Origin of the sequence: Rhodospirillum rubrum ATCC 11170 (assembly GCF_000013085.1) — a bacterium.
In the GTDB taxonomy this organism is placed as follows: Bacteria; Pseudomonadota; Alphaproteobacteria; order Rhodospirillales; family Rhodospirillaceae; genus Rhodospirillum; species Rhodospirillum rubrum.
Window position 1 is genome coordinate 1,520,698 of record NC_007643.1, and the last position, 23,351, is coordinate 1,544,048.

Sequence of the window (23,351 nt, forward strand, 5' to 3'; positions counted from 1 at the left end):
TTCGGGACCGCCGCTTGCCTCCCGGCGGTCCCGGAGCCCTTCTCTCCGGCCTTCCCCCCTTTTCCGGAGTCTGCGATGCGCGATTCCTTTGGCCGTTTGATCACCTATCTGCGCCTATCGGTTACCGACCGCTGCGATCTGCGCTGCCGCTATTGCATGGGACCCCATCCGGTCTTCATTCCCAAGCGCGACGTTCTCAGTCTGGAGGACCTGGGCGCCATCGCCGGCGCCTTCGTCGATCTGGGCGTACGCAAGATCCGCCTGACCGGCGGCGAGCCCCTGGTGCGCCGGGGCCTGCCCACGCTGATCGCCGCCCTGGCCGTCCATAAGGCCGAGGGCCGCCTTGACGAGATCGCGCTTAGCACCAACGGCAGCCTACTTGATCGCCACGCCCAGGCCTTGGCCGAGGCGGGCATCGCCCGCGTCAATGTGTCGCTTGATACCCTTGATCCGCAGGTCTATTCCCGGGTGACCGGGGGCGGCGGTCTTGACCGGGTGATGGGGGGGCTGATGGCCGCCCGTCAGGCGGGGATGGCGGTCAAGCTCAATTGCGTCGCCGCCAAGGGCCTGAACGACGGCGCCCATGTCGGGCTGGTCGATTGGGCGCACGGCAACGGCTTTGATATCACCTTCATCGAACTAATGCCGGTGGGCGACGGCGAAAGCCGCAAGGAGTTCGGCTTCCTGCCCCTTGAGAGCGTGCGCGCGGCCCTGGCGGCGCGCTGGACCCTGCTGGCCGACGACCATTGCTCGGGCGGTCCGGCGCGCTATCTGCGGGTGGCCGAAACCGGGCGGCGCGTCGGCTTCATCACGGCGATGAGCGCCGAGTTCTGCGGCTCGTGCAACCGGGTGCGCGTCGATTGCCGGGGGCGTTTGCACACCTGCCTGGGACGGAGCGGCCACCACGGCCTGAAGGCCGCCCTTGATCAGGGACCCGAGGCCCTGCGCGCCGCCATCTTGGGCGCCATCACCGCCAAGCCGCGCGCCCACGCCTTCCAAGAGGCCGCCTCGCCAACCCCGACCCCGGGGGCCTTGCCCGAGCGCACGATGAACGCCACCGGCGGCTAAAGCGGTTGGCTTGGGGCTTGCGCTTTTTTGGTCGCTTGCTCAAAAACGCCCGCGTATCCCGGAAAGGGATCGCGGGCGTTGTCGTGATCATTTGATGACGAATAGAAGAAGTTTTCGTTACAAAGCGGGTCTTGTAAGAGATAATGGTAAGTAAGGTATCGATAAAAAACTGTTATGTTATATAATAACGCAATTAAAGCTTGACATATTTAAGACACGTCATTCGTTTCTTGACCGTCGTGGGGTATTGGTTTTACTCCCAGCGCCAAGGGAACCGGAATGATCTGTACGAATTTTTCCGCGATCCCGTCAGAGCCCCTTTTGCTCCCGAGGAGATCTCCATGCGGACCCTTTGCGCGACCTTGATGCTCACCACCTGCCTGGGCACCGCCGCCCAGGCCGCCACCGTCTATCCGCTCGATCGGGCGACGATCCTCGCCGGCTCGCCCTTCGATCTGAAAGTCGAGTTCGACGGGGCCGTCAAAGCCGCCGACGTGACGGTGACCATCAATGGTCAGCCCGCCGCCAAGGTGTTGGGCAAGGACGTTCAGTTCGTCGAAAAGGAAGCGGGCACCGAGGCCTCGGCCGTACTGATCCGCGCCGCCACCCTGGCCAAGCCGGGCTCCTATACCCTGACCGCCAGCGCCGGGGCGGACACCAAAAGCGTCACCTGGGATGTTTACGGCACGCCGGCGACGGCCAAGGCCAAGAACGTCATCTTCTTCCTGGGCGACGGCCTGTCGGTGGCCCACCGCACCGGCGCCCGCCTGATGTCCAAGGGCATGACCGAGGGCAAGGCCAACGGCCGCCTGAACATGGACGACCTCGACCATATGGCCTTCATCGGCACCTCGGCGACCAATGCCGTCGCCACCGATAGCGCCAATACCATGTCGGCCTATATGACCGGCCACAAGACGGCGGTGAACGCCCTTGGCGTCTATGCCGACCGCACCGAGGACAGCCTGGACGATCCCCGCGTCGAGACCATTGCCGAGGCCCTGCGCCGCACCACCACGAAGTCGATCGGCGTCGTGGCGATGTCCGAGCTTGAAGACGCCACCCCGGCCGCCGTTTTCGCCCATACCCGCAAGCGGGCCGATAAGGCCAAGATCACCGAGATGATCTTCGATCTGAAACCCGACGTGCTGCTCGGCGGCGGCTCGGCCTTCTTCCTGCCCAAAAGCGTCCCCGGTTCCAAGCGCAAGGACGACAAGGACTATGTCGCCGCGTTCAAGGACGCGGGCTATACCGTGGCGACCTCGGCCAGCGAACTGGAAGCCGCCAAGGGCACCAATAGCGGCAAGATCCTGGGCCTTTTCCACACCGGCAATATGGATACCTATCTCGATCGCGTGCAGTTGAAGAAGGGCACCGTCGGCAAGTTCCCCGACCAGCCCGGTCTGGTCGAGATGACCACCGTCGCCCTGGGCCAGCTTGCCAAGAACCCGGACGGCTTCTTCCTGATGGTCGAAGGCTCGTCGATCGACAAGATGGCCCATCCGATGGATTGGGAACGCTCGATGGTCGAGACCATCGAATTCGATCAGGCGATCGGCGTCGCCCGCGAGTTCGTCAAAACCCATCCCGATACGCTGATCGTCGTCACCGGCGACCATACCCACGGCGTGTCGATCATCGGCACCATCGACGATAACAAGCCCGGTGCCGAGATGCGCGACAAGGTCGGCACCTATGCCGATGCCGGTTTCCCCAATTACACCGACGAAAACAAGGACGGCTATCCCGACCGCGTCGATGTCTCGCGCCGTCTGGCGATCTTCTCGAGCAATTTCCCCGATTACTACGAAACCTTCCAGCCCAAGCTCGATGGCCCCTTCGTTCCCGCCATTCAGAACGAGAAGAAGGAATACGTCGCCAACGAGGCCTATAAGTCGGTTCCCGGCGCCGTGTTGCGCATCGGCAATCTGCCGCGCAGCGAAGACACCGCCGTCCATGCCGTCGACGATGTCGTTCTCCAGGCCACCGGCCCCGGCGCCGAGGGCTTCAAGGGCTATATGGAGGAAAGCGACGTCTATCGCGTGCTGGCCGAAACCCTGGCGCTCGCTCCGGCGAAAAAGTAAGGCGCGCCGCGTTTCGATCTTCGGGCGTCCGGCGGCCTTCGCCGCCGGGCGTCGCCCTCCTGGCCGAAAGGGGTTCGTTTCATGACCACAGGGCCGCTGTTTCCCCGCCGCCGCCTGCTGCGTCTGGCCTGTCTCCTCCCGCTTGCCGCCCTGGCGCGCCCCCTGCGGGCCTTTGCCGGAGAAGCCTTGGCGTTCAAGGAGTTGTATGGCTCAATTGGCGTGCTGGGGTTGACTTTTTCGGACAAGGTCAAGGCCCTGGCCGGTCAAACGGTGACCATGCGCGGCTTCATGGCGCCGCCCTTGAAGGCCGAGGCCAAGTTTTTTGTCTTAAGCGAAATCCCGATGTCGATCTGCCCCTTTTGTTCGTCGGATGCCGATTGGCCCGACACGATCGTCGTCGTCACCCTCGATCACGCCCAAACCTTCACCCAGGCCAATGCGCCGATCGAGGTGACCGGGCGGCTTGACGTCGGCTCGTGGACCGATCCCGAGACCGGCTTTGTCAGCCTGCTGCGGCTGACCGGCGCCTCCTTTCGCAAGGTTTGATCATGCCGCTGCTGACCATCCGTGATCTTGACGTGCGCTTTCCCGGCCTGGGCCGACCGGCGCTTTTCCTGCCCGCCCTGACCCTGGAGGCCGGGCAGGCCCTGGTCGTCACCGGCCCCTCGGGATCGGGCAAGACCACCTTTCTCAATCGCATCACCGGGCTGGAAGCGTCCGCCGCCGGCGCCATCACCTGGCAGGGCACCGATCTGGGCGCCCTGTCGGAAGGGGCGCGCGACCGCTGGCGGGCCCGCACCATCGGGCTGGTGATGCAGGAGTTTCACCTGTTCCCCGGGCTCTCGGCGCTTGAAAACGTCGTCCTGCCCCAGCGGCTTGCCCATTTTCGCCTGCCACCCGCCGTTCTGGCCGAGGCCGAAGGCCTGCTTGCCCGGGTGGGGATCGAGCGGCCGGATCAACGAATCGAGACCCTGTCGCGCGGCCAGATGCAGCGGGTGGCGGTCGCCCGCGCCCTAGTCGGACGGCCCGGCGTCATCGTCGCCGACGAACCGACGGCCAGTCTTGATGACGAGGCCGGGACGGCGGTGGCCGATCTGCTGGTCAATCTGGCCAAGGATGCCGGGGCCAGTTTGATCGTCGCCAGCCACGACCCGGTGTTCTTCGCCCGCATTCCCCGTTTGCTCCGGCTTGAAGCCGGGCGTCAGAGGGCCTGACATGCTGCGCTTCGTCTTCGCCGATCTCGCCACCCGCCGCTGGGGCGCCGCCGCCCTGGTGGTGATCATCGCCTTGGCCACCGGCCTTGGCGTCATGGTGACCTTGCAAGAACGCGCCCTGCGCCTGGGCAGCGCCCGGGCGGCGGCGGCCTTCGATCTGGTGATCGGGGCGCCGGGCAGCGAAACCCAATTGGTGCTGTCTTCGGTGTTCCTTCAGGCCGCGCCGCTGACCCTGATGCCCGGAAATGTGCTGGCCAAGCTGGCGGCCGATCCCCGCGTCGCCTATGCCGCCCCCGTCGGCTTTGGCGATTTCGTCGGCGATCACCCGATCGTCGGCACCACCCTTGATCTGGTCAGCGGCCTGGGCGGCGTGACGGAGGGCCGGGGCTTTGAAAAACTGAGCGAGGCGGTGATCGGCGCCAAGGTGGAGATATCCCTTGGTCAGCAGATCCAGCCGATGCATGGCCACGCCGAAGAGGGCGGCGAAGCCCATGCCGGGGTGAGCTACCGCGTGGTCGGCCGGCTGGCGGCCAGCGGCACGCCCTGGGACCGGGCGGTTCTGGTGCCGATCGAGGCGGTCTGGCGCGTCCATGGCCATTGGGCCCCCGATCATGACCACGAGCATGAGGAGGAACACGGCCATGGGGCGGACGAGCACGATCACGATCACGCGGGGGAAAGCGACCTTGACGATCCGCTGCGCCCAGAGGCGATCTTCGACGCCCTGGCGCCCGGCGTGCCGGCCATCCTGGTCAAGCCGCGCGGCATCGCCGAGGCCTATAAGTTGCGCCAGGAGTACCGCGCCGCGCCGACGATGGCCGTCTTTCCCGCCGAGGTGTTGACCCGGCTTTATGGCACGATGGGCGATGCCCGGAGGATTTTGGCGATGGTGGCGGCCGGGGCCCAGGCCCTGGTCGGCGCGGCGATCTTGCTGGTCATCACCGTCGAGGTGTTGCAACGCCGCCGCCAGATCGGTGCCCTGCGCGCCTTTGGCGCGCCGCGCCGGGCGATCTTCGCCCTGGTCTGGGTCGAGGCCTTCGCGCTTTTGCTGGCTGGACTGCTGGGCGGCTTCGCTTTGGGCTACGGCGGCTCGCTGGCTTTGGCGCGGGGGCTGGAACGGACCGGCGGCATCGATCTGCCGGTGGTTTTCGAAGCCGGCGACGCGGTTTACGGCTTGATCTTGTTGGGGGTGGGCGCGCTGTTCGCCCTGTTGCCGGCGGCTTTGGCCTATCGGCAGTCGCCGCTGGCGGCCCTGCGCGGCTAGAGCAAGCCGCGCAGGTCTTTCTTCACGCGCTGCGCACGTCTTTGTTTACGCGCTGCGCCGGTCTTTATTTACGCGCTGCGCACGTCGCGCAAAAAGTGATCGACCATCTCCTTCAACTCGGCGGATTCGCGCGAGAGCGATTGGGCGGCCGAGAGGACCTGCTGGGCGGCGCCGCCGGTTTCGTCGGCGGCCTGGGTCACGCCGCCGATGCTGGCCGAAACCTCTTGGGTTCCGGCGGCCACCCTTTGCACATTCTGGGCGATTTCATTGGTGGCGGCGGCCTGTTCCTCGACCGCCGAGGCGATGGCCGTCGAGATATGGGTGGTTTCCTCGATGCGTCGGACGATGGTGGCGATGGCTTCGACCGCCTGTTGGGTCGCCTGCTGGACGGCGCCGATCTGGGCGCTGATTTCCTCGGTGGCCTTGGCCGTCTGATTGGCCAGGGATTTCACTTCGCCGGCGACCACGGCGAAGCCCTTGCCGGCATCGCCGGCCCGGGCCGCCTCGATGGTGGCGTTGAGCGCCAGAAGATTGGTTTGATTGGCGATATGGGTGATTAGACCGACGACGGTGCCAATGCGCGTCGAGGTCTCGGCCAGACCCGAAACGGTGACGCTGGCGCGGGCGGCCTCCTCGGAGGCGAGACGCGAGGCGGCATTCGATTGTTCGACCTGACGGCCGATCTCGCTGATCGAGGCGGCCAGTTCCTCCGAGGCCGAGGCCACTGTCTGCACCCCGGCCGAGGCTTCTTCGGTGGCGGACGAGACGGCGATCGCCTGACGACTGGTCTGCTCGGCGTTCGAGGTCATCGCCTGGGCGGTGCTTTCCATTTCGGTCGCCGCTCCGGCCACCACCGCCAACACATTGCCCACCGCCCGGTCGAAGGTCCCCATCAGGGTCTCGATGGTCTGGCTGCGTTTCTCCCGATTGGCGCGCTCGGCCCGCTGTTCGTTTTCAAGCTGTTCGGCGCGGATGGCGTTATCCTTGAACACCTCCACCGCCCCGGCCATGTCGCCGATTTCGTCCTTGCGGTCGCGGGCGGGGATGTCGATCGTCCTTTCGCCCTCGGCCAGCCGCCGCATGATGGTGGTGATCGAAACGATCGGCTTGGCGATGGCGGCGCGCAGCAGCAAGGTGAAGAAAACCACCAAGCCGAGGATGACGACGGTGACGGTGATGATCAAGACCTGGGCGTCGGAGTCGCTCTGATAGGCCTCTTCCGCCGCTTTTTTGGCGCCCTTGTTATTGAGGTCGATCGCTTCGACGAGCGCCGCGCGCATTTGGTTGAAAGCGGCGCGGCTCTCGCCCAACTGCATGTCGCGGGCCTCGGTGTTCTTATTGGTCCGCGACAGCTCGATGACCTGCTCGGTCAGGGCCAGATAGGTGGTCCATTGCGTCGCGAACCGATCGTAAATCGCCCGCTCTTCCGCGCTGTTGATCAGTTTTTCATAGGTCGCCTGGGTCTTGGCGATCAACTCCCGCTGTTTGCGAATCCGCTCGTCCTCGGCGGCCATGCCCGGGGCGTCGGTGGTCATGATATGGGACATCTCAAACCGTCGGTGTTCGATGACCTGGAGTTCAAGGGCGGCCAGGGCTCTGATCGAGGGCAACCAGTTTTCGACGATGATCTCGGTCGCGCCCGAAACGGCGCGAAGCTGGACCAACGAGATGATGCCGGCGCCGACGAACAGCAGCGCGAGGCTGCAAAAGGCGATCAGCAGCTTTTGCGGGATGCGCAGATTATTGATGAATGACATGCCCCTCGTCCTCGCGTTAGGCGGGTGTGGCCAGGGAGGTGGTCCCCGGGCCAGAGTGTCCAGACCTAGACTTAGGGGTACGATTATAGGGATACGACATTTCGGCGCAAGCGGGAAAACCGGGGGAAGGGGTGTCTCCGCCTGTAATGTCCTGTATAGACAAGAGGGCATGCTTGTGGGAGAGCCCAGGATGTGGAAAAGCGGGCCGGTGCCCCTGTATGAGGCGGTGAAGCGCGACCTTTTGCGCAAGATCGACGAAGGGCTCTATGCGCCCGATGCCAGACTGCCCTCGGAGAACGAGCTGGTGGCCGCCTATGGCGTATCGCGGATGACCGTTCACCGCGCCTTGCGCGAGTTGTCCCAGCAAGGCGTTCTGGTGCGCCTGCAGGGGGTTGGAACCTTCGTCCGCCGGCCGCGCCCGCAGGCGGCGTTGATGGAGGTGCGCGATATCACCGAGGAGATCCGGGGGCGGGGGCATCGTCATGACGCCACCCTGGTGACCCTGGAACGGCTGGGCGCCCCGCCCTTGGTCGCCCATGCCCTTGACCTCGCCGAGGGCGCCCCGTTGTTCCATTCGCTGATCGTTCACCGCGAGGAGGGTGTTCCGGTGCAGGTCGAGGAGCGCTTCGTTCTGCCGGCCTTCGCCCCGGACTATCTGGAGCAGGATTTCCTCGCCACCGTCGGCACTTCGACCTATCTGCTGTCGCGCGGACCGATCAGCGAGCTTGAGCACGTCATCCAGGCCGAATGCCCCGACGAGGCCACCCGTGCCCTGCTCGACCTTGGCGGCGGCGAGCCCTGCCTGCGGCTGGTGCGCCGCACCTGGACCGGCGATCGCCCGGTCACCTACAGCCTGCTCACCTATCCCGGATCGCGTTACAGCCTGGGCAGTCGCCAGCGCCTGGAAAGAGGGCGTCCCGCCTAATAATCGGGCGTTTTTTCAAAGTGCTGTCGCTTGTGGCAAAGCGCATTGACAGGGGCGGAGGGCGATCCATAATCCGCGACGGGCCGGGGTCTCGTCCTCTTGCCTCGCTGGCCCGCTTCCGCTCGCCTGGGGAAACCCCTACACTGCGCCGCCGCCCGGCGGTCGTTGGGTGGGGGAGTGGAACGCGGGTTGTTCCAGGGATGGCCCTTCAAGAAAAACCGGAGATTTCAGAGATGGCGATGATGACGACCAAGGCGAGCTGGAAGGCGATGGTGGCCGGAGCGGCCGCGCTGATGACGATGGTGGCCGCGAGCCTGCCGGCGAACGCCGATACCCTGGAGGATATCAAGAAGGCCGGGGTGATCAAGGCCGCCACCGAGATGCAGTTCCCGCCCTTCGATTTCCTTGAGGGCGACAAATACGTCGGCGTCGATCGCGATCTGATGGACGAGGTGGCCAAGGAACTGGGCGTGAAGGTCGAATACATCGATCTGCCGTGGACCAGCGTTCTGCCCGGGCTGGAAGCGGGCAAGTTCGATCTGGTGATCGCCCCGGTGACCATCACCAAGGAACGTCTGGCCCGCTACGCCTTCACCCTGCCGATCTCGGAAGGCACGGCGGCGCTGATGAAGCGCGCCGATGATGACTCGATCACCAAGCCCGAGGACATCGCCGGCAAAACCATCGGCGGCGGCAAGGGCACCTCGCAGCTTGGCCAGATCAAGGAATACGCCGCCGCTTTGCCCGGCAAGGTCGAGTTCAAGGAATACGTCGACAGCAACCAGTCTTATGCCGATCTCGCCGCCGGCCGGGTCGACGCTTCGGTCAATTCCTATCCCAATCTCGCCTATGCCGCCGCGCAGCGCCCCGAAACCTTCGCCGTCGTCCTGCCGCCGTTCGGCAAGACCACCTATTTCTCGTGGGTCTCGCGCCTGGGCGAAAAGGACGCCTCGCTGGTCGAAGCGGTGAACGCCGCCCTGCTCAAGCTTGGCGAGGACGGCCGGATGTCGGCCATCCATGAAAAGTGGTTCGGCAAGGGCGTCGATCTGCCCAAGACCATTCCCGAGCCCTCCTTCTAGGACCGGTCCCGGTTCTTTTCCGTCGCGCCCCCCGCTCCGGGGGCGCGACCCGTTTGCCCGGACGCCGGTTGATGAAGTTTCAGGTTATCCTTGCCAATCTGCCGTTCCTGCTCAAGGGGGCGGGATCGACGATCGCCATCTCCCTGGTCGGCATCCTGCTTGGGCAGGTCATCGGCGCCCTGGTCTGCGTCGGCCGGCTTTCGGGAAACCGGCTGATCGATGCGATCGGCGCCCTTTACGTCAGCTTCTTTCGCGGCGTGCCGCTGCTCATCCAGTTGCTGCTGATCTATTACATGCTGCCGCTGATTGGCATCGATGTGCCGGCCCTGATGGCGGCGATCGGCGCCCTGGGGCTGGCCTCGGGGGCCTATGTGTCGGAAATCTATCGCGGGTCGCTCAACGCCATTCCCCGGGGACAGGGCGAGGCGGCTTTGGCTTTGGGCTTTTCCGGGGGCTCGATCTGGCGGCGCATCCTGTTGCCCCAGGCCTTCCGGCTGTCGGTGCCGGCCCTGGTCAATGAGCTGATCTTGCTGCTCAAGGCCTCGTCGCTGATTTCGGTGATCGGGGTGGCCGAGCTGACCCGGGTCAGCCAAACCGTATCGGCGAGCACCTATCGGGCGCTGGAGATCTATATGGCCGCCGGCGTGATCTATTTTCTTATCAATGGCTGTCTGGCCATTCTGGGCGCCCTGGTCGAGCGCCACCTGCGGCTTCAGGGGCGGGGATGATGGAGAATTCCTCGCTGCTGGTCCATTACGGACCGTCGATCCTGCGCGGCTTTGGCGTGACCGTGCTGTGCTGGTCGGCGGGCTGCGCCCTGGGCATCGTTTTCGGCTTCGCCCTGGCCTTGCTGCGCCGCTTGCCCTTCGCCCCCTTGCGCTGGGTGGTGCGCGCCTATATCGAAGTCATCCGCGGTACGCCCTTCCTGATCCAGCTTTTCCTGCTCTATTCCGGCGGCCCGTTCATCGGCCTGCGGCTGGAGGCGACGACGGCGGGCATTCTGGGCCTGGGGATCTATGGCAGCGCCTATTTCGCCGAGATCTTCCGCGGCGGCTTCGAGGCCGTGCCCAAGGGCTATGTGGAAGCCGGCGAAAGCCTGTCGATGTCGCCCTTGGTGATCTTGCGCCGCATCGTCGTGCCGACCATGCTGGTGGCGATCTTGCCGGCCATCGTCAATATGATGATCATCCTGACCAAGGAAACGGTGGTGCTGTCGATCATCACCGTGCCCGAACTGATGTATGAGATGCAGACCATGGCGGCGGAAACCTTCGCCGTCTTCGAAGTCATTTTTGGTCTCGCCCTGTTCTATTGGCTGCTTGTCGAGGTGGTGTCGCGCCTTGGCCGCCGGGTCGAGGCCCGTCTTACCCGTTTCCTGACCGATAACAAGCCGGGGGTCCGCGCCTGATGCCTACCCAGTCCGCCCCTTCGCCGCTGATCACCATGGACAACGTCAGCAAGTCCTTTGGCGCCTTGCAGGTGCTCAAGGGAATCACCTTGGCGGTCAACCGCTCGGAAGTGGTTTGCCTGATCGGTCCCAGCGGCTCGGGCAAAAGCACCTTGCTGCGCTGTATCAATTTCCTCGAACCCTATGACGCTGGCGAGGTCCGCATCGAAGGCCGGCTGGTCGGCTATACGGAAAGCTTCCCCAGGCGGCGCCAGTCGAACCGCGAGTTGCGCGATCTGCGGCGCAACGTTGGCATGGTGTTCCAGCATTTCAATCTGTGGCCGCATATGACCGCCCTGGAGAACGTCCGCGAGGCCCTGGTCCAGGTGCGCAAGATGTCCTTGGCGCAGGCGACGGCGCGGGCCGAGGAGGTGCTGACCCGGGTTGGCCTGTCCGACCGCATGCATGTCCATCCGGCGCGGTTGTCGGGTGGCCAGCAGCAGCGCGTCGCCATCGCCCGGGTGGTGGCGATGGAACCCCATGTGATGCTGTTTGACGAGCCGACCTCGGCCCTTGATCCCGAATTGGTCGGCGAGGTGCTTCAGGTGATGCGCGATCTGGCGACCGAGGGCATGACCATGGTGGTCGTCACCCACGAAATGGGCTTCGCCGCCAATGTCGCCGACCGCGTGGCCTTTTTGGATGGCGGGCGCATCGTCGCTTGCGGCCCGCCGCGCGCCGTCTTCCACGAAAGCCCCGAACCCCGCCTGCGCCAGTTCCTTCAGACCTACCATGAGCGCAATAGTTTTTAAGCTTTTCAAGGTTTTATTCCATGTCCCTGTCCGCTGCCGCCCTGTCTGATCTGTCCGCCCTATTGGGAGAGCGGCTGGTGCTGTCACAGGCGGTGCGCGACCACCACGGTCATGGCGAGTCCTGGCATGGCGTTCAGGCGCCCGAGGCCGTCGCCTTTCTGAAAACCGCTGAGGAAGCCCAGGCGGTGGTGGCGCTGTGCGCCGCCCATGGCGTGCCGATGGTGCCCTTTGGCGCCGGGTCTTCGATGGAGGGGCAGGTTCAGGCCACGGCCGGTGGCTTGTGCCTGGATATGAGCGCGATGACGGCGATCCTGGCGGTGCGCCCCGAGGATATGGATTGCACCGTCCAGCCCGGGGTGACGCGCCAGCAATTGAACGAGCATCTGCGGGCTCAAGGGTTGTTCTTCCCCATCGATCCCGGGGCCGAGGCGACCCTGGGCGGCATGGCGTCGACCCGGGCCTCGGGCACCAATGCCGTGCGCTACGGCACCATGCGCGACGTGGTGCTGGCGCTTGAGGTGGTGTTGGCCGATGGCCGGCGTCTTCGCACCGGCAGCCGGGCGCGCAAATCGGCGGCCGGTTATGATCTGACCCGGCTGATGATCGGCGCCGAGGGAACCCTGGGGCTGATCACCGAACTGACCCTGCGGCTGTTCCCGATCCCGGAAAAACAGGCTGCGGCCATTTGTTCGTTTCCCAGCCTGGAGCAGGCGGTGGCCTGCGTCGTGGCGACCGCGCAATGCGGGGTGGGGATGTCGCGGATTGAATTCGCCGATCGTTTGCAGATGCGGGCGATCAACGCCTATTCCCACACCAACTTTCCCGAAAGCCCGATGCTGTTCCTGGAATTCGCCGGATCGGCGGCGGCCGTCGAGGCCGAGATCGCCACCGTGCGCGCCTTGGCCGATGAGCATGGCGGCGGTGGCTTCGCCTGGGCCGAAAGCGAAGAGGACCGCCGCGCCCTGTGGAAGGCCCGCCACAGCGCCGCTTATGCCGCGCTTGCCCTGCGTCCGGGGTGCAAGGGGCTGGCGACCGATGTCTGCGTGCCGATTTCTCGCCTGGTCGACTGCTTGGTCGAAACCCAGAAGGATCTGGCGACCAGCCCCTTGCCGGCGCCGATCGCCGGCCATGTCGGCGATGGCAATTTCCATCTGATGATCGTTTTTGATCCCGCCGATCCGGCCGAGGTGGCCGAAGCCAAACGCCTCGACGATGCCCTTGGTCGCCGCGCCCTGGCGATGGAGGGGACCTGCACCGGCGAACATGGCATCGGCCTGGGCAAACGCGGCCTGTTGGCCCTTGAGGCTGGCGAGGGCGTCGATGTCATGCGTCAGATCAAGGCGGCGCTTGATCCAAAGGGCCTGATGAACCCGGGAAAGATTTTCCTGTAACCCTTTTAGGGCCGCCACGCGATCAGTTGGTCCAGCAGGCGGTGGAGCAGCGGGCGCAGGCGATCGGCGCGCTCGGGCAGATAGGCGTAGCTTTCCTCGTCCATATAGCGCTGCTGAACCAGTTCCATCTGCAGGGCATGGATGTTGTCGGCCGGCTGACCATAGGCGCGGGTGATATGGCCGCCGATGAAGCGGCCGTTGAGCACGGTGGTGAACCCCGCCGCCTCGGCCTCGCCGCGCCAGTCGTCGAGCAAGGGGGCAAAGGCCGGGCTTAGGCTGGCGCCGCCGGCGGTTCCCAGGTTGAGGTCGGGCAGGCGGCCCTCGAACAGCCGGGGAACCTCGGCCCGGATCGAATGGGCGTCATACAAAATCGCATGGCCGTGACGGGCCTTGAGGCGGGCCAGTTCGCCGGCCAGGGCCCGGTGATAGGGTCGCCAGTAGTTTTCCACCCGGGCGGCGATCTCGGTCGGCGTCGGCTCGGCGCCCGGCAGATAGAGCGGCACGCCGCTAAACAAGGTGGTCGGGCATAATCCGGTCGTCGCCTGACCGGGATAAAGGCTGGCGCCATCGGCCGGGCGGTTGAGGTCGATGACGAAGCGCGACAAGCGGGCGGCGATCACCGTCGCCCCCAGGCCACGGGCGAAATCATAAAGCCGCTCCACATGCCAATCCGTATCGGGCAACAGGCGGGCAGGCGGCGAAAGCCGGTCGATCAGCCCCGGCGGCAAGGTGGTGCCGCAATGGGGAATGCTGACGATCAGCGGGCTCTCGCCTTCGATCAGATCATAGACGGCGGTCACGGGGGGAGGTTCCTTTTCAGACCGATCCCAGGGTCGACAGATCGACCGGGACCAGGGCGTCGAAGCGGCCTTCGCCGATCAGGTGGGCGATGGCTTCCAGGTCGGGGGCGAAATAGCGGTCGACGCGATAGGAGGGCACCCGCTCGCGGATCATCGCCATGGCCGTTTCCAGGGTTTGGCTCGAGCGCAAGGGGCGGTGGAATTCCAGACCCTGGGCGGCGGCGAGCAGTTCGATGCCGACGATGCCCGTGACATTGGCGGCGATGTCGCCCAGGCGGCGGGCGGCGAAGGTCGCCATGCTGACGTGGTCTTCCTGATTGGCCGAGGTTGGCAAGCTGTCGACGCTGGCGGGATGGGCCAGGGATTTGTTCTCGGAGGCCAGGGCGGCGGCCGTCACATGGGCGATCATGAAGCCCGAATTCAACCCCGGTTCGGCGACCAGGAAGGGCGGCAGGCCGCTGATCGTGCTGTCGATCAGCATGGCGATGCGCCGTTCCGACAAGGCGCCGATCTCCGAGGCGGCGATCGCCAACTGATCGGCGGCCATCGCCACCGGCTCGGCATGGAAGTTGCCCCCCGACAGCACCTCGCCCGTATCGACCAGCACCAGCGGATTATCGGTCACGCCATTGGCTTCGATGGTCAGGGTGCGCGCGGCGAAGCGCATCTGATCAAGCACCGCCCCCATCACCTGGGGCTGACAGCGCAGGGAATAGGGGTCTTGAACCCGCTCGCACGACGGTCCCTGATGGGCGGCGTTCAGCGGGCTGCCATCGAGCAGCAGGCGGAAAAGGGCGGCGACATCAATCTGGCCGAACTGGCCGCGCAGGGCGCTGATCCGCGGGTCGAAGGGGCGGTGGCTGCCCATCACCGCCTCGACCGACAGCGCCCCGGCCAGGATGGCGGCGGCGAAGGCGCGCTCGATCTCGAACAAGCCGGCCAAGGCCAGGGCGGTTGACACCTGGGTGCCGTTGATCAGCGCTAGACCTTCCTTGGCCCGCAGGGTGATCGGGGACAGGCCGGCGATCGCCAGACCTTCGCCGGCCGGCAGCACCGCGCCCTTATGGCGAACCGAGCCGATGCCAAGCAGGGCGCAGCACAGATGGGCGAGCGGCGCCAGATCGCCCGAGGCGCCGACCGAGCCCTTTGACGGGATCACCGGTAGCACATCGGCATTGGCCAGGGCGAGCAGGGCGTCGACGATCTCGGCGCGGATGCCCGAGGCGCCAACCGCCAGACTGGCGGCTTTGATCGCCAGGATCAGCCGCACCGTGGCATCGGCGATCGGCGCCCCCATGCCGGTGGCGTGCGACAAGATCAGATTGGTCTGCAGGGCTTCAAGATCGGCCGGGGCGATGCGCTTGTGGGCGAGCTTGCCAAAGCCGGTGTTGATGCCATAAACGGCGCTTTCGCCACCGGCGATCGCCGCCACCACCGCCTGCGAGGCGGCCATCGCCGCGTAAGAGCGCGGATCGAGCGTCAACGGCGGCGCCTCGCGATGGATACGGCGCAATACATCCAGGCTGAGTCCGCCGGGGGTGAGGCAAAGCGGCTCGGTCATGCGAGAAGTCTCCCAAGGGTGGATGCGAAACGCCGGGCCACGGCCTCTTCGGCCCGATGGCGGCCATTTTCAACGACAAGGGCGCCGCCAACCACCACCGAATGGACGGTCGGGGCATTGCCCGAAAAAATCCAGGCATCAAGGGCGCCATCGCCCGAGCGCCCGCACAGCACGGGCGCCTCGCCATCCAGCACGACGATATCGGCGCGCTGGCCGACCGCCAGCCGCCCGGCCTTGATCGCGCAGGCCGTCGCCCCCGAGATCTGGGCCTGTTCGATCAGGGCGCGGCCGGTCGAACGGTCGATGCCGCCGGCCAGCACGGTGCGCCGGCGGGTGGTCAACCGCTGGCCGTATTCCAGCCAGCGCAATTCCTCGACCGGATTGACCGAGATATGGCTGTCCGAGCCGATGCCGAACCGCCCGCCAAGCCCCAGGAACCGATCGGCCGGGAACAGGCCGTCGCCAAGATTGGCCTCGGTCGTTGGGCAAAGGCCGACGACGGCGCGGCTGGCGGCGATACCGGCCAGTTCCTGGTCGGTGACATGGGTGGCATGGATCAGGCACCAGCGCGGGTCAAGATCGACATGGTCAAGCAGCCACTCCACCGGGCGCTGGCCGGTATGGGCAAGGCAATCAGTAACCTCGATCGTCTGTTCGGCGATATGCAGGTGGATCGGGCCTTCCGGGTGGGCGCCGATCACCTCGGCCAGCAGCGGCGCGGGAACGGCGCGCAGGGAATGCGGCGCGATGCCAAGCATGATGGCGCCGTCGCGGCCATAGTCGCGCTTCAGGCGCTCGACCAGGGCGCCAAAGGACGATCCGGTGGTGTGAAAGCGTTTCTGGCCTTCCGTGGGCGGGGCGCCATCAAAGCCCGAGGCGCTGTAGAGAACGGGAAGCAGGGTCAGCGCGATCCCCGCCGTGCGGGCGGCGGCGACCAGACGATGGCTCATCTCGGCCGGATCGGCGAAGGGGCGGCCGTCGCGGTCGTGGTGCAGATAGTGGAATTCGGCGACGGCGGTGTAGCCGGCTTTGACCATCTCCACATAAAGCTGGGTGGCCACATCTTCAAAAGCTTCGGGGGTCAGGCGGGCCAGGGCGGCGTACATCGCCTTGCGCCAGCTCCAGAAGCTGTCCTCGCCATCGCCGCCCGAGCGTTCACCCGATCCGGCCAGGGCGCGCTGATGGGCGTGGGAATGAAGGTTGGGGATGCCGGCGAAGGCCGGGCCGCGGAACGACGGGCCGCTGGCCGGCGGTGGCGACCCCGGGCTTAGCGTCGCGATCATGCCGTTTTCATCGACCGTCATGGCGACGTTTTCCGCCCAGCCCTCGGGCAGCAAAAGCGACTGGAAAAACAGGTTGCGCATGGGCCGGCCCCTCTTATTATAGACAAGCTTATACAAGATTAGGCAACCTGCCGAAAGCCTGAAAAACCGAGCCTTCGCGGGCTCTGATCGGAGCGGGGACGCGATGGCGCAAGCACCCTGGGACAGCCTGTGGCTCAACGGCTCGCTGGCCACCATGGCCGCAGGCGGGGCGGCCTATGGCGCGATCGAGGATGGCGCCATCGCCGTGGCCGACGGGCGCCTGGTTTTCGTCGGCCGCCGCGCCGATCTGCCCCCGGGCGCCGAGGATCGGGCCGCCAGCCTTCACGATTTGGGGGGGCGCTGGGTCACTCCGGGACTGATCGATTGCCATACCCACCTTGTTTACGCCGGCAGCCGCGCCCGTGAGTTCGAGCTTCGGCTGCAAGGCGCCAGCTATGAGGAGATCGCCCGCGCCGGCGGCGGCATCGTCTCCACCGTCGGCGCGACGCGGGCCGCCAGCCTTGACCAACTGATCGCCAGCGCCTTGCCCCGGCTTGACGCCCTGCTGGCCGAAGGGGTGACGACGCTCGAGATCAAATCGGGCTATGGGCTGACGATTGAAAGCGAACGGCGCCTGTTGCAGGCCGCCCGCGCGCTGGGTCGGCGGCGCCCCGTTGATGTGGTGACGACCTTTCTTGGCGCCCATGCCCTGCCGCCGGAATTTTCCGGGGATGGCAATGGCTATATCGATCACCTCTGCGCGTCGATGCTGCCCGCCCTGGCGGCCGAGGGGCTGGTCGACGCCGTCGATGTCTTTTGCGAGACCATCGCCTTTTCCCTTGCCCAGGCCACCCGGGTTTTTGAAGCGGCGCGGGGCTTGGGCCTGCCGGTCAAGGTCCATGCCGAACAGCTTGGCCTGCTGGGCGGGGCGGCGCTGGCGGCGGGCTTTGGCGCGCTGTCGGCCGATCATGTCGAATACCTCGACGAGGCCGGGGTGCGGGCCCTGGCGGCGGCGGGAACGGTGGCGGTGCTGCTGCCCGGCGCCTTTCATATGCTGCGCGAAACCCAAAGGCCGCCGGTCGACGCCCTGCGCCGCTTCGGCGTGGCGATCGCCATCGCCACCGATTGCAACCCCGGCACCTCGCCCGTCACCTCGCCGCTGCTCATGCTCAACATGGCCTGCGTGCTCTTCCGCCTGACCCCCGAGGAGGCCCTGGCCGGGCTGACCCGCAATGGCGCCAAGGCGCTGGGCTTAAGCGATCGCGGCGTGCTGGCCCCCGGTTTGCGCGCCGATTTCGCCCTGTGGGATATCGGCCATCCCGCTGAACTGGCCTATGCGCTGGGGCTCAACCCCTGTCATGCCGTGGTGCGGGCCGGCGAACCACGGCCGCCGCGCGCCCCCTTTTGATCCTCACCCCAAGGAGCTGAGCCTTCGCCATGTCCGATCGTCTCGACAATCAGCGCGTGGTGCGCGCCCCCCGTGGCCCCGAGATCACTTGCAAAAGCTGGCTGTCGGAAGCCCCTTTGCGCATGTTGATGAACAACCTCGACCCCGAGGTGGCTGAAAAGCCGGAAGAATTGGTGGTTTATGGCGGCATCGGCCGGGCGGCGCGCAATTGGCAATGCTATGACCAGATCGTCGCCGCGCTCAAGCGCCTGGAAGACGATGAAACCCTGTTGGTCCAATCGGGCAAGGCGGTGGGCGTGTTCAAAACCCACCGCGACGCCCCGCGCGTGCTGATCGCCAATTCCAATCTGGTGCCCCATTGGGCGACCTGGGAGACCTTTCACGCCCTCGACCGCGCCGGGCTGATGATGTACGGCCAGATGACCGCCGGGTCGTGGATCTATATCGGCAGCCAGGGCATCGTTCAGGGCACCTATGAGACCTTCGTCGAAGCCGGGCGGCGCCATTACGGTGGGTCTTTGGCCGGACGCTGGATCCTGACCGGCGGCTTGGGCGGTATGGGCGGCGCCCAGCCGCTGGCCGCCACCATGGCCGGGGCGTCGATGCTGGCGGTGGAGTGCCAGCCCAGTCGCATCGAGGCGCGGCTGCGCACGGGCTATCTTGATCGCCAGACCGCCGATCTTGATCAAGCCCTGGCCTGGATCGCCGAGGCCGGCGCTCCGGGGGCCAAGCCGGTTTCCGTCGGCCTGCTCGGCAATGCCGCCGAGGTGTTTCCCGAGCTGGTCAAGCGTGGCGTCCGCCCCGATCTGGTGACCGACCAGACCTCGGCCCACGACCCGCTGAACGGCTATCTGCCCGCCGGGTGGAGCCTGGAGCGTTGGGAGCGGGGGCGCGAGCGCGCGCCGGCCGAGGTGATCGCCGCGGCCAAGGCGTCGATGGCGACCCAGGTGCGCGCCATGCTGGCCTTCCACGCCCAGGGCATTCCCACCGTCGATTACGGCAACAACATCCGCCAAAGGGCGCTTGAGGAAGGGGTGAGCGACGCCTTCGCCTTCCCCGGCTTCGTGCCGGCCTATATCCGGCCGCTGTTTTGCCGGGGCATCGGTCCCTTCCGCTGGGCGGCGCTGTCGGGCGATCCCGAGGATATCTATCGCACCGACGCCAAGGTGAAGGAGCTGATCCCCGATGATCCCCATCTGCACACCTGGCTCGACATGGCGCGCGAGCGTATCCACTTCCAGGGACTGCCCTCGCGCATCTGCTGGGTCGGCCTGGGCGATCGCCATCGCCTGGGGCTGGCCTTCAACGCCATGGTGGCGAGCGGTGAATTAAAGGCGCCGGTGGTCATCGGCCGCGACCACCTTGACAGCGGCTCTGTCGCCAGCCCCAACCGCGAGACCGAGGCGATGCGCGACGGCTCCGACGCCGTGTCGGACTGGCCGTTGCTCAACGCCCTGCTCAATACCGCCGGCGGCGCCACTTGGGTCAGCCTGCACCACGGCGGCGGCGTCGGCATGGGCTTTTCCCAGCATGCGGGCATGGTCATCGTCTGCGACGGCAGCGAGGACGCGGCGCGGCGCATCGGCCGCGTGCTGTGGAACGACCCGGCCACCGGCGTCATGCGCCACGCCGACGCCGGCTACGACGACGCCATCGCCTGCGCCCGGGAAAAAGGTCTGGACCTGCCGTTCTTGGGGTAAGGAGGCTGGTCAACGAGGGGGAGGGAGCGGGCGGGCTTCGAGGGGGGCGCCAAGCGCCCGGGCGACCTTGAGCACGGTTTCAAAGCGCGGCTTGGCGCCGGGCGCGAAGGCCTTGGACAGGTTTTCGCGCCCGAGACCGCTGTCCTGGGCCAAGTCCTTGACCCCGCGCGCCCGGACGGCATCGCCCATCGCCAAAAGGAAAACATCGGGATCGGGATCTTCCAGGGCGGCCGTCAGATAATGCGCGATGGTTTCGGTATCGCTCAGATAGTCGGCCCCATCGAAGGGCGCGGTGGGAAGCGTCATGGGCGGATCCTTTTTCGCCTCACTCCAAGAACAGATCGGGGAGCAGAGGGTGGCCGGGGGAGACGGCGTAGGCGGTCAGGTCGGTGATGCCCTCTTCGGCCAGAACCTCGTCATCGAGGAAAAAGTGGCCGGTGCAGGCGCGGGCGTCACGGGTCAGGATGGCGTGGGCGGCGTCGGCGACGATCTCGGGCTTGCGGCAGAACTCCGGCTTGACCGCGCCGCCCAGCATGCGCAAGGCGGCGGTATCGATCACCGTGCGCGGCCACAGGGCGTTGGCGGCGATGCCGGCCTCGCGGAATTCCTCGGCCCAGCCGAGCACGCAGAGGCTCATCCCCATCTTGCTGATCGTATAGGCGACATGGGGGCCGAACCAGCGGGGATCGAGCGAGGGCGGCGGCGACAGCGTCAGGATATGGGGATTGGCCGCCTTGCGCAGGGCCGGCAGGCAGGCCTGGGTGACGGCGAAGGTGCCGCGCGTGTTGATGCCGACCATCAGATCGAAGCGCTTCATCGGCGTTTCGGCGGTGGTCGACAGGCTGATGGCGCTGGCGTTGTTGATGACGATATCGATGCCGCCGAAGGTTTCCAGGGTGCGGGCGACGGCATCGGCGATCGCCGCCTCGTCGCGGATATCCACGGCCAGGGCCAGGGCCTTGCCGCCGGCGGCTTCGATCTCGGTCGCCGCGCTGTGGATGGTGCCGGGCAGTTTGGGGTTGGGGTCGCTGGTCTTGGCGATGATGGCGATATTGGCGCCATCTTGGGCGGCGCGCAGGGCGATGGCCTTGCCGATGCCCCGGCTGGCCCCCGAAATGAACAGGGTCTTGCCGGCAAGTGAAGGCGACGGATCGGTCATAGGGGGTTCTCCAAAGGCGGGGAGGCGGGCTGGCAGGCGAGGTCGGCCTGAAGCCACGGCGCGATCCAGGCCGGGACGTCGGGGGCCGCGCCGCCATAGCCCAGGCGGGTCAGCAGATCGGCGGTCGGCAGCATGCCGGTCGAGGCGACGAAGGCGGCGCGGACGACGGCGGTGCAGGCCGGCTTGCCATCAAGGGTTTCCACCCGGTGTTCGATGAACAGCCAGCGCGCGTCCCAGGCGAGAACCCGGGTGGTCAGGCGAAAGGGCTGAAAGGGGCGCAGGGCATGGCGGAAGCGCACCAAGGCCCCGCCGATCACCGGCTGAAGAGACTGGCGCAGCACCAAACGCCACATCCCCGAACGCAAGATCAGGTCAAGCCGGCCCAGGTCCATCAGGCTGAGATAGCGGGCATTGGTCATATGGCGGTTGAAGTCGAGGTCGGTGGGCAGCACGGCGAAAGACAAGACCGAAGCGTCGAGCAACCCAAGCCGGGGCCGCCAGAACGACATCAACAGCACCTTGATGAGTCTCAGCCACAGGTTCATCGGCTTTTTTCTCGAAGCGGGGAGGGGGGGTCCGGGCCGGCGAGGAGGCCCGGACCTTAAGGGGGCGGGGGATCAGAAGGCGGCGTCGGGGAAGGCCTCCAGGCTGCGGCCGCCGGCCATGATGGTGGCGAACAGGCCGCTGGTCTGGGGCAGCAGGCGTTCCATGAACACGCGGGCCGTCGCCACCTTGGCGCTGTGGAAGGCGTCGTTATCCTCGGCGGTGCCGGCCTTGGGCAGCGATAGCTCGGCCATGCGCGCCCAAAGATAGGCCAGCGCGGTAAAGCCAAGCAGGCGCTGGTAATCGGTGGCGGCGGCGGCGGCTTCGGCGGGTTTGGTCATACCGACGCGCGCCACCTGGGCCGTGGCCTGCTGGAGGCGGACGAAGGTCTTGGCCAGCGGTCCGACGAATTCGGCCAGGGTGTCGTCATCAAGGCGGGCCTCGATGTAATCGGCGACCGGATGGAAGAAGCGCCGCAGGTTGCGCCCGGCGTTCTCGGGCAATTTGCGCCCCACCAGATCCAGGGCCTGGATGCCGTTGGTGCCCTCGTAGATCTGGGTGATCCGGCAGTCGCGGATATATTGCTCCATGCCGTGCTCGCGGATGTAGCCATGGCCGCCAAAGACCTGAACGCCCAGATTGGTCGCCTCGCTGCCCAGATCGGTGAGCAGCGCCTTGACCACCGGGGTCATCAGGGCGACGAATTCGCCGGCCTCGGCGCGGGTGGCGGGATCGCCGGCGTGGTGCTGGCGATCAAGGGCCAGACCGACCCAGGCGGCCAGGGCCCGTCCGCCTTCGACGATGGCGCGCTGGGTGAGCAGCATCCGCCGCACGTCGGGATGGACGATCAGCGGATCGGCGGGCTTGTCGGGCGCCTTGACGCCGCTGGGCGAGCGGCCCTGCAGGCGGTCGCGGGCATAGGCCACGGCGCCCTGATAAGACGCCTCGGCCAGCCCCAGACCCTGAACGCCGACGCCCAGGCGGGCGGTGTTCATCATGGCGAACATCGCCCGCATGCCCTTATGCGGCTCGCCGATCAGCCAGCCCGTCGCCTCGTCGAAATTGAGCACGCAGGTCGACGACGCCTTGATCCCCATCTTGTGTTCGAGGGCGCCGCAGGTCACGGCGTTGCGGTCGCCAAGGGCGCCTTCCTCGGTAACCAGGACCTTGGGCACCAGGAACAGGCTGATGCCCTTGATGCCCTTGGGGGCGTCGGGCAGGCGGGCCAGCACCAGATGCAGGATATTCTCGGTCAGGTCGTGATCGCCCGCCGAGATGAAGATCTTGGTGCCGGTGATCTTATAGCCGCCCTCGCCATCGGGCACCGCCTTGGTGCGCAACAGCCCCAGGTCGGTTCCGCACTGGGGTTCGGTCAGGCACATGGTGCCCGTCCAGGTGCCATCGACCAGGGCCGGCAGATAACGGGCCTTCTGATCTTCGGTGCCGAACTGCTTGAGCGCCACATAGGCGCCATGCGACAGCCCGGGATACATGCCAAACGACAGATTGGCGGCGCAGATCATCTCTTCGATGAAGGTGTTGACCACCTGGGGCAGGCCCTGGCCGCCGTGGGCGGGATCGCAGGTGATCGAGGTCCAGCCGCCCTCGCGGAAGGTCCGGTAAGCCTCGGGGAAGCCCTTGGGGGTACGGACGACGCCGTTTTCCAGAACGCAGCCCTCCTCGTCGCCGGGGCGGTTGAGCGGCTGGAGGACGTCTTCGCAAATCTTGGCGGCTTCTTCGAGCACCGGATCGATCAGATCGGCGGTGAACTCCTCGTACCCGGGAAGGGTGGTCAGCGACGCGCCATCGAACAAGTCGTAAAGCACATAGCGCATGTCGCGCAGGGGAGCCTTGTATCCGGCCATGGGATTTCTCCTTCTTGGATCGGGACGGGA

Annotated in this window: 21 protein-coding genes; 13 read left to right on the forward strand and 8 right to left on the reverse strand. The window is 66.3% G+C overall.

Annotated elements, in window-relative coordinates:
• Positions 1-75: 75 nt before the first annotated feature.
• The 5 genes from moaA to RRU_RS06750 all read left to right on the forward strand — a co-directional run bounded on the left by moaA (position 76) and on the right by RRU_RS06750 (position 5,630).
• Positions 76-1,068 carry a GTP 3',8-cyclase MoaA gene (moaA, locus tag RRU_RS06730; RefSeq protein ID WP_011389043.1) on the forward strand — a complete coding sequence of 331 codons (993 nt, stop codon included), beginning with the start codon at positions 76-78 and terminating at the stop codon, positions 1,066-1,068.
• A 341-nt stretch (positions 1,069-1,409) separates the two neighbouring features.
• Complete coding sequence (locus RRU_RS06735; protein WP_011389044.1) at positions 1,410-3,152, forward strand: alkaline phosphatase; 1,743 nt, start codon at positions 1,410-1,412, stop codon at positions 3,150-3,152.
• An 81-nt stretch (positions 3,153-3,233) separates the two neighbouring features.
• On the forward strand, positions 3,234-3,698 hold the full coding sequence (locus RRU_RS06740) for a hypothetical protein (RefSeq protein ID WP_011389045.1): 465 nt from the start codon (positions 3,234-3,236) through the stop codon (positions 3,696-3,698).
• Positions 3,699-3,700: 2 nt separating this feature from the next.
• Positions 3,701-4,366 (forward strand): ABC transporter ATP-binding protein, encoded by a 666-nt coding sequence (locus RRU_RS06745; RefSeq protein ID WP_011389046.1) that lies wholly within the window; start codon positions 3,701-3,703, stop codon positions 4,364-4,366.
• Between the two features lies 1 nt (position 4,367).
• Entirely contained in the window at positions 4,368-5,630 is a 1,263-nt protein-coding gene (locus RRU_RS06750) for an FtsX-like permease family protein (RefSeq protein WP_011389047.1), read from the forward strand.
• A gap of 68 nt (positions 5,631-5,698) precedes the next feature.
• Here RRU_RS06750 and RRU_RS06755 read toward each other — a convergent pair whose 3' ends face one another.
• Positions 5,699-7,387: a methyl-accepting chemotaxis protein gene (locus RRU_RS06755; RefSeq protein ID WP_011389048.1), complete on the reverse strand. Its 1,689-nt coding sequence runs from the start codon at positions 7,385-7,387 to the stop codon at positions 5,699-5,701.
• 208 nt (positions 7,388-7,595) lie between these two features.
• On the opposite strand from RRU_RS06755, the gene hutC reads away from it, so the two are divergent.
• From hutC to RRU_RS06785, 6 genes are all read left to right on the forward strand, one after another.
• Entirely contained in the window at positions 7,596-8,312 is a 717-nt protein-coding gene (gene hutC / locus RRU_RS06760; protein WP_237703844.1) for a histidine utilization repressor, read from the forward strand.
• Between the two features lie 233 nt (positions 8,313-8,545).
• A complete protein-coding gene (locus tag RRU_RS06765; RefSeq protein ID WP_014626147.1) occupies positions 8,546-9,391 on the forward strand; it encodes a transporter substrate-binding domain-containing protein in 846 nt (281 codons plus the stop codon).
• Positions 9,392-9,462: 71 nt separating this feature from the next.
• A complete protein-coding gene (locus tag RRU_RS06770) occupies positions 9,463-10,119 on the forward strand; it encodes an amino acid ABC transporter permease (protein WP_011389051.1) in 657 nt (218 codons plus the stop codon).
• Positions 10,116-10,799 (forward strand): amino acid ABC transporter permease, encoded by a 684-nt coding sequence (locus RRU_RS06775; RefSeq protein ID WP_011389052.1) that lies wholly within the window; start codon positions 10,116-10,118, stop codon positions 10,797-10,799. The genes RRU_RS06770 and RRU_RS06775 overlap by 4 nt, the downstream gene beginning before the upstream one ends.
• The gene (locus tag RRU_RS06780) at positions 10,799-11,590 is read left to right on the forward strand and encodes an amino acid ABC transporter ATP-binding protein (protein WP_011389053.1); all 792 of its coding nucleotides are present in this window, start codon (positions 10,799-10,801) and stop codon (positions 11,588-11,590) included. Before RRU_RS06775 ends, RRU_RS06780 begins: the two co-directional genes overlap by 1 nt.
• A 20-nt stretch (positions 11,591-11,610) precedes the next feature.
• A complete protein-coding gene (locus tag RRU_RS06785) occupies positions 11,611-12,981 on the forward strand; it encodes an FAD-binding oxidoreductase (RefSeq protein WP_011389054.1) in 1,371 nt (456 codons plus the stop codon).
• A 5-nt stretch (positions 12,982-12,986) separates the two neighbouring features.
• On the opposite strand, the gene hutG is transcribed toward RRU_RS06785, so the two are convergent.
• The 3 genes from hutG to RRU_RS06800 are packed head-to-tail and all read right to left on the reverse strand — an operon-like array spanning position 12,987 to position 16,706.
• Positions 12,987-13,781: an N-formylglutamate deformylase gene (hutG, locus tag RRU_RS06790; protein WP_011389055.1), complete on the reverse strand. Its 795-nt coding sequence runs from the start codon at positions 13,779-13,781 to the stop codon at positions 12,987-12,989.
• A 16-nt stretch (positions 13,782-13,797) separates the two neighbouring features.
• Complete coding sequence (hutH, locus tag RRU_RS06795) at positions 13,798-15,342, reverse strand: histidine ammonia-lyase (RefSeq protein WP_011389056.1); 1,545 nt, start codon at positions 15,340-15,342, stop codon at positions 13,798-13,800.
• The gene (locus tag RRU_RS06800) at positions 15,339-16,706 is read right to left on the reverse strand and encodes a formimidoylglutamate deiminase (protein WP_011389057.1); all 1,368 of its coding nucleotides are present in this window, start codon (positions 16,704-16,706) and stop codon (positions 15,339-15,341) included. The genes hutH and RRU_RS06800 overlap by 4 nt, the downstream gene beginning before the upstream one ends.
• A 103-nt stretch (positions 16,707-16,809) precedes the next feature.
• Between RRU_RS06800 and hutI the strand changes: the two genes are divergently transcribed.
• Both hutI and hutU read left to right on the forward strand, forming a co-directional pair.
• Positions 16,810-18,054 (forward strand): imidazolonepropionase, encoded by a 1,245-nt coding sequence (hutI, locus tag RRU_RS06805; protein WP_011389058.1) that lies wholly within the window; start codon positions 16,810-16,812, stop codon positions 18,052-18,054.
• A gap of 29 nt (positions 18,055-18,083) precedes the next feature.
• A complete protein-coding gene (hutU, locus tag RRU_RS06810; RefSeq protein ID WP_011389059.1) occupies positions 18,084-19,754 on the forward strand; it encodes a urocanate hydratase in 1,671 nt (556 codons plus the stop codon).
• A gap of 9 nt (positions 19,755-19,763) precedes the next feature.
• Here hutU and RRU_RS06815 read toward each other — a convergent pair whose 3' ends face one another.
• The 4 genes from RRU_RS06815 to RRU_RS06830 form a co-directional block, all read right to left on the reverse strand.
• A complete protein-coding gene (locus RRU_RS06815) occupies positions 19,764-20,060 on the reverse strand; it encodes an addiction module antidote protein (protein ID WP_011389060.1) in 297 nt (98 codons plus the stop codon).
• A 19-nt stretch (positions 20,061-20,079) separates the two neighbouring features.
• The gene (locus RRU_RS06820; RefSeq protein ID WP_011389061.1) at positions 20,080-20,913 is read right to left on the reverse strand and encodes an SDR family oxidoreductase; all 834 of its coding nucleotides are present in this window, start codon (positions 20,911-20,913) and stop codon (positions 20,080-20,082) included.
• Complete coding sequence (locus RRU_RS06825; protein WP_014626149.1) at positions 20,910-21,458, reverse strand: thioesterase family protein; 549 nt, start codon at positions 21,456-21,458, stop codon at positions 20,910-20,912. Before RRU_RS06825 ends, RRU_RS06820 begins: the two co-directional genes overlap by 4 nt.
• Positions 21,459-21,530: 72 nt before the next feature.
• A complete protein-coding gene (locus RRU_RS06830; RefSeq protein ID WP_011389063.1) occupies positions 21,531-23,321 on the reverse strand; it encodes an acyl-CoA dehydrogenase C-terminal domain-containing protein in 1,791 nt (596 codons plus the stop codon).
• Positions 23,322-23,351: the final 30 nt, after the last annotated feature.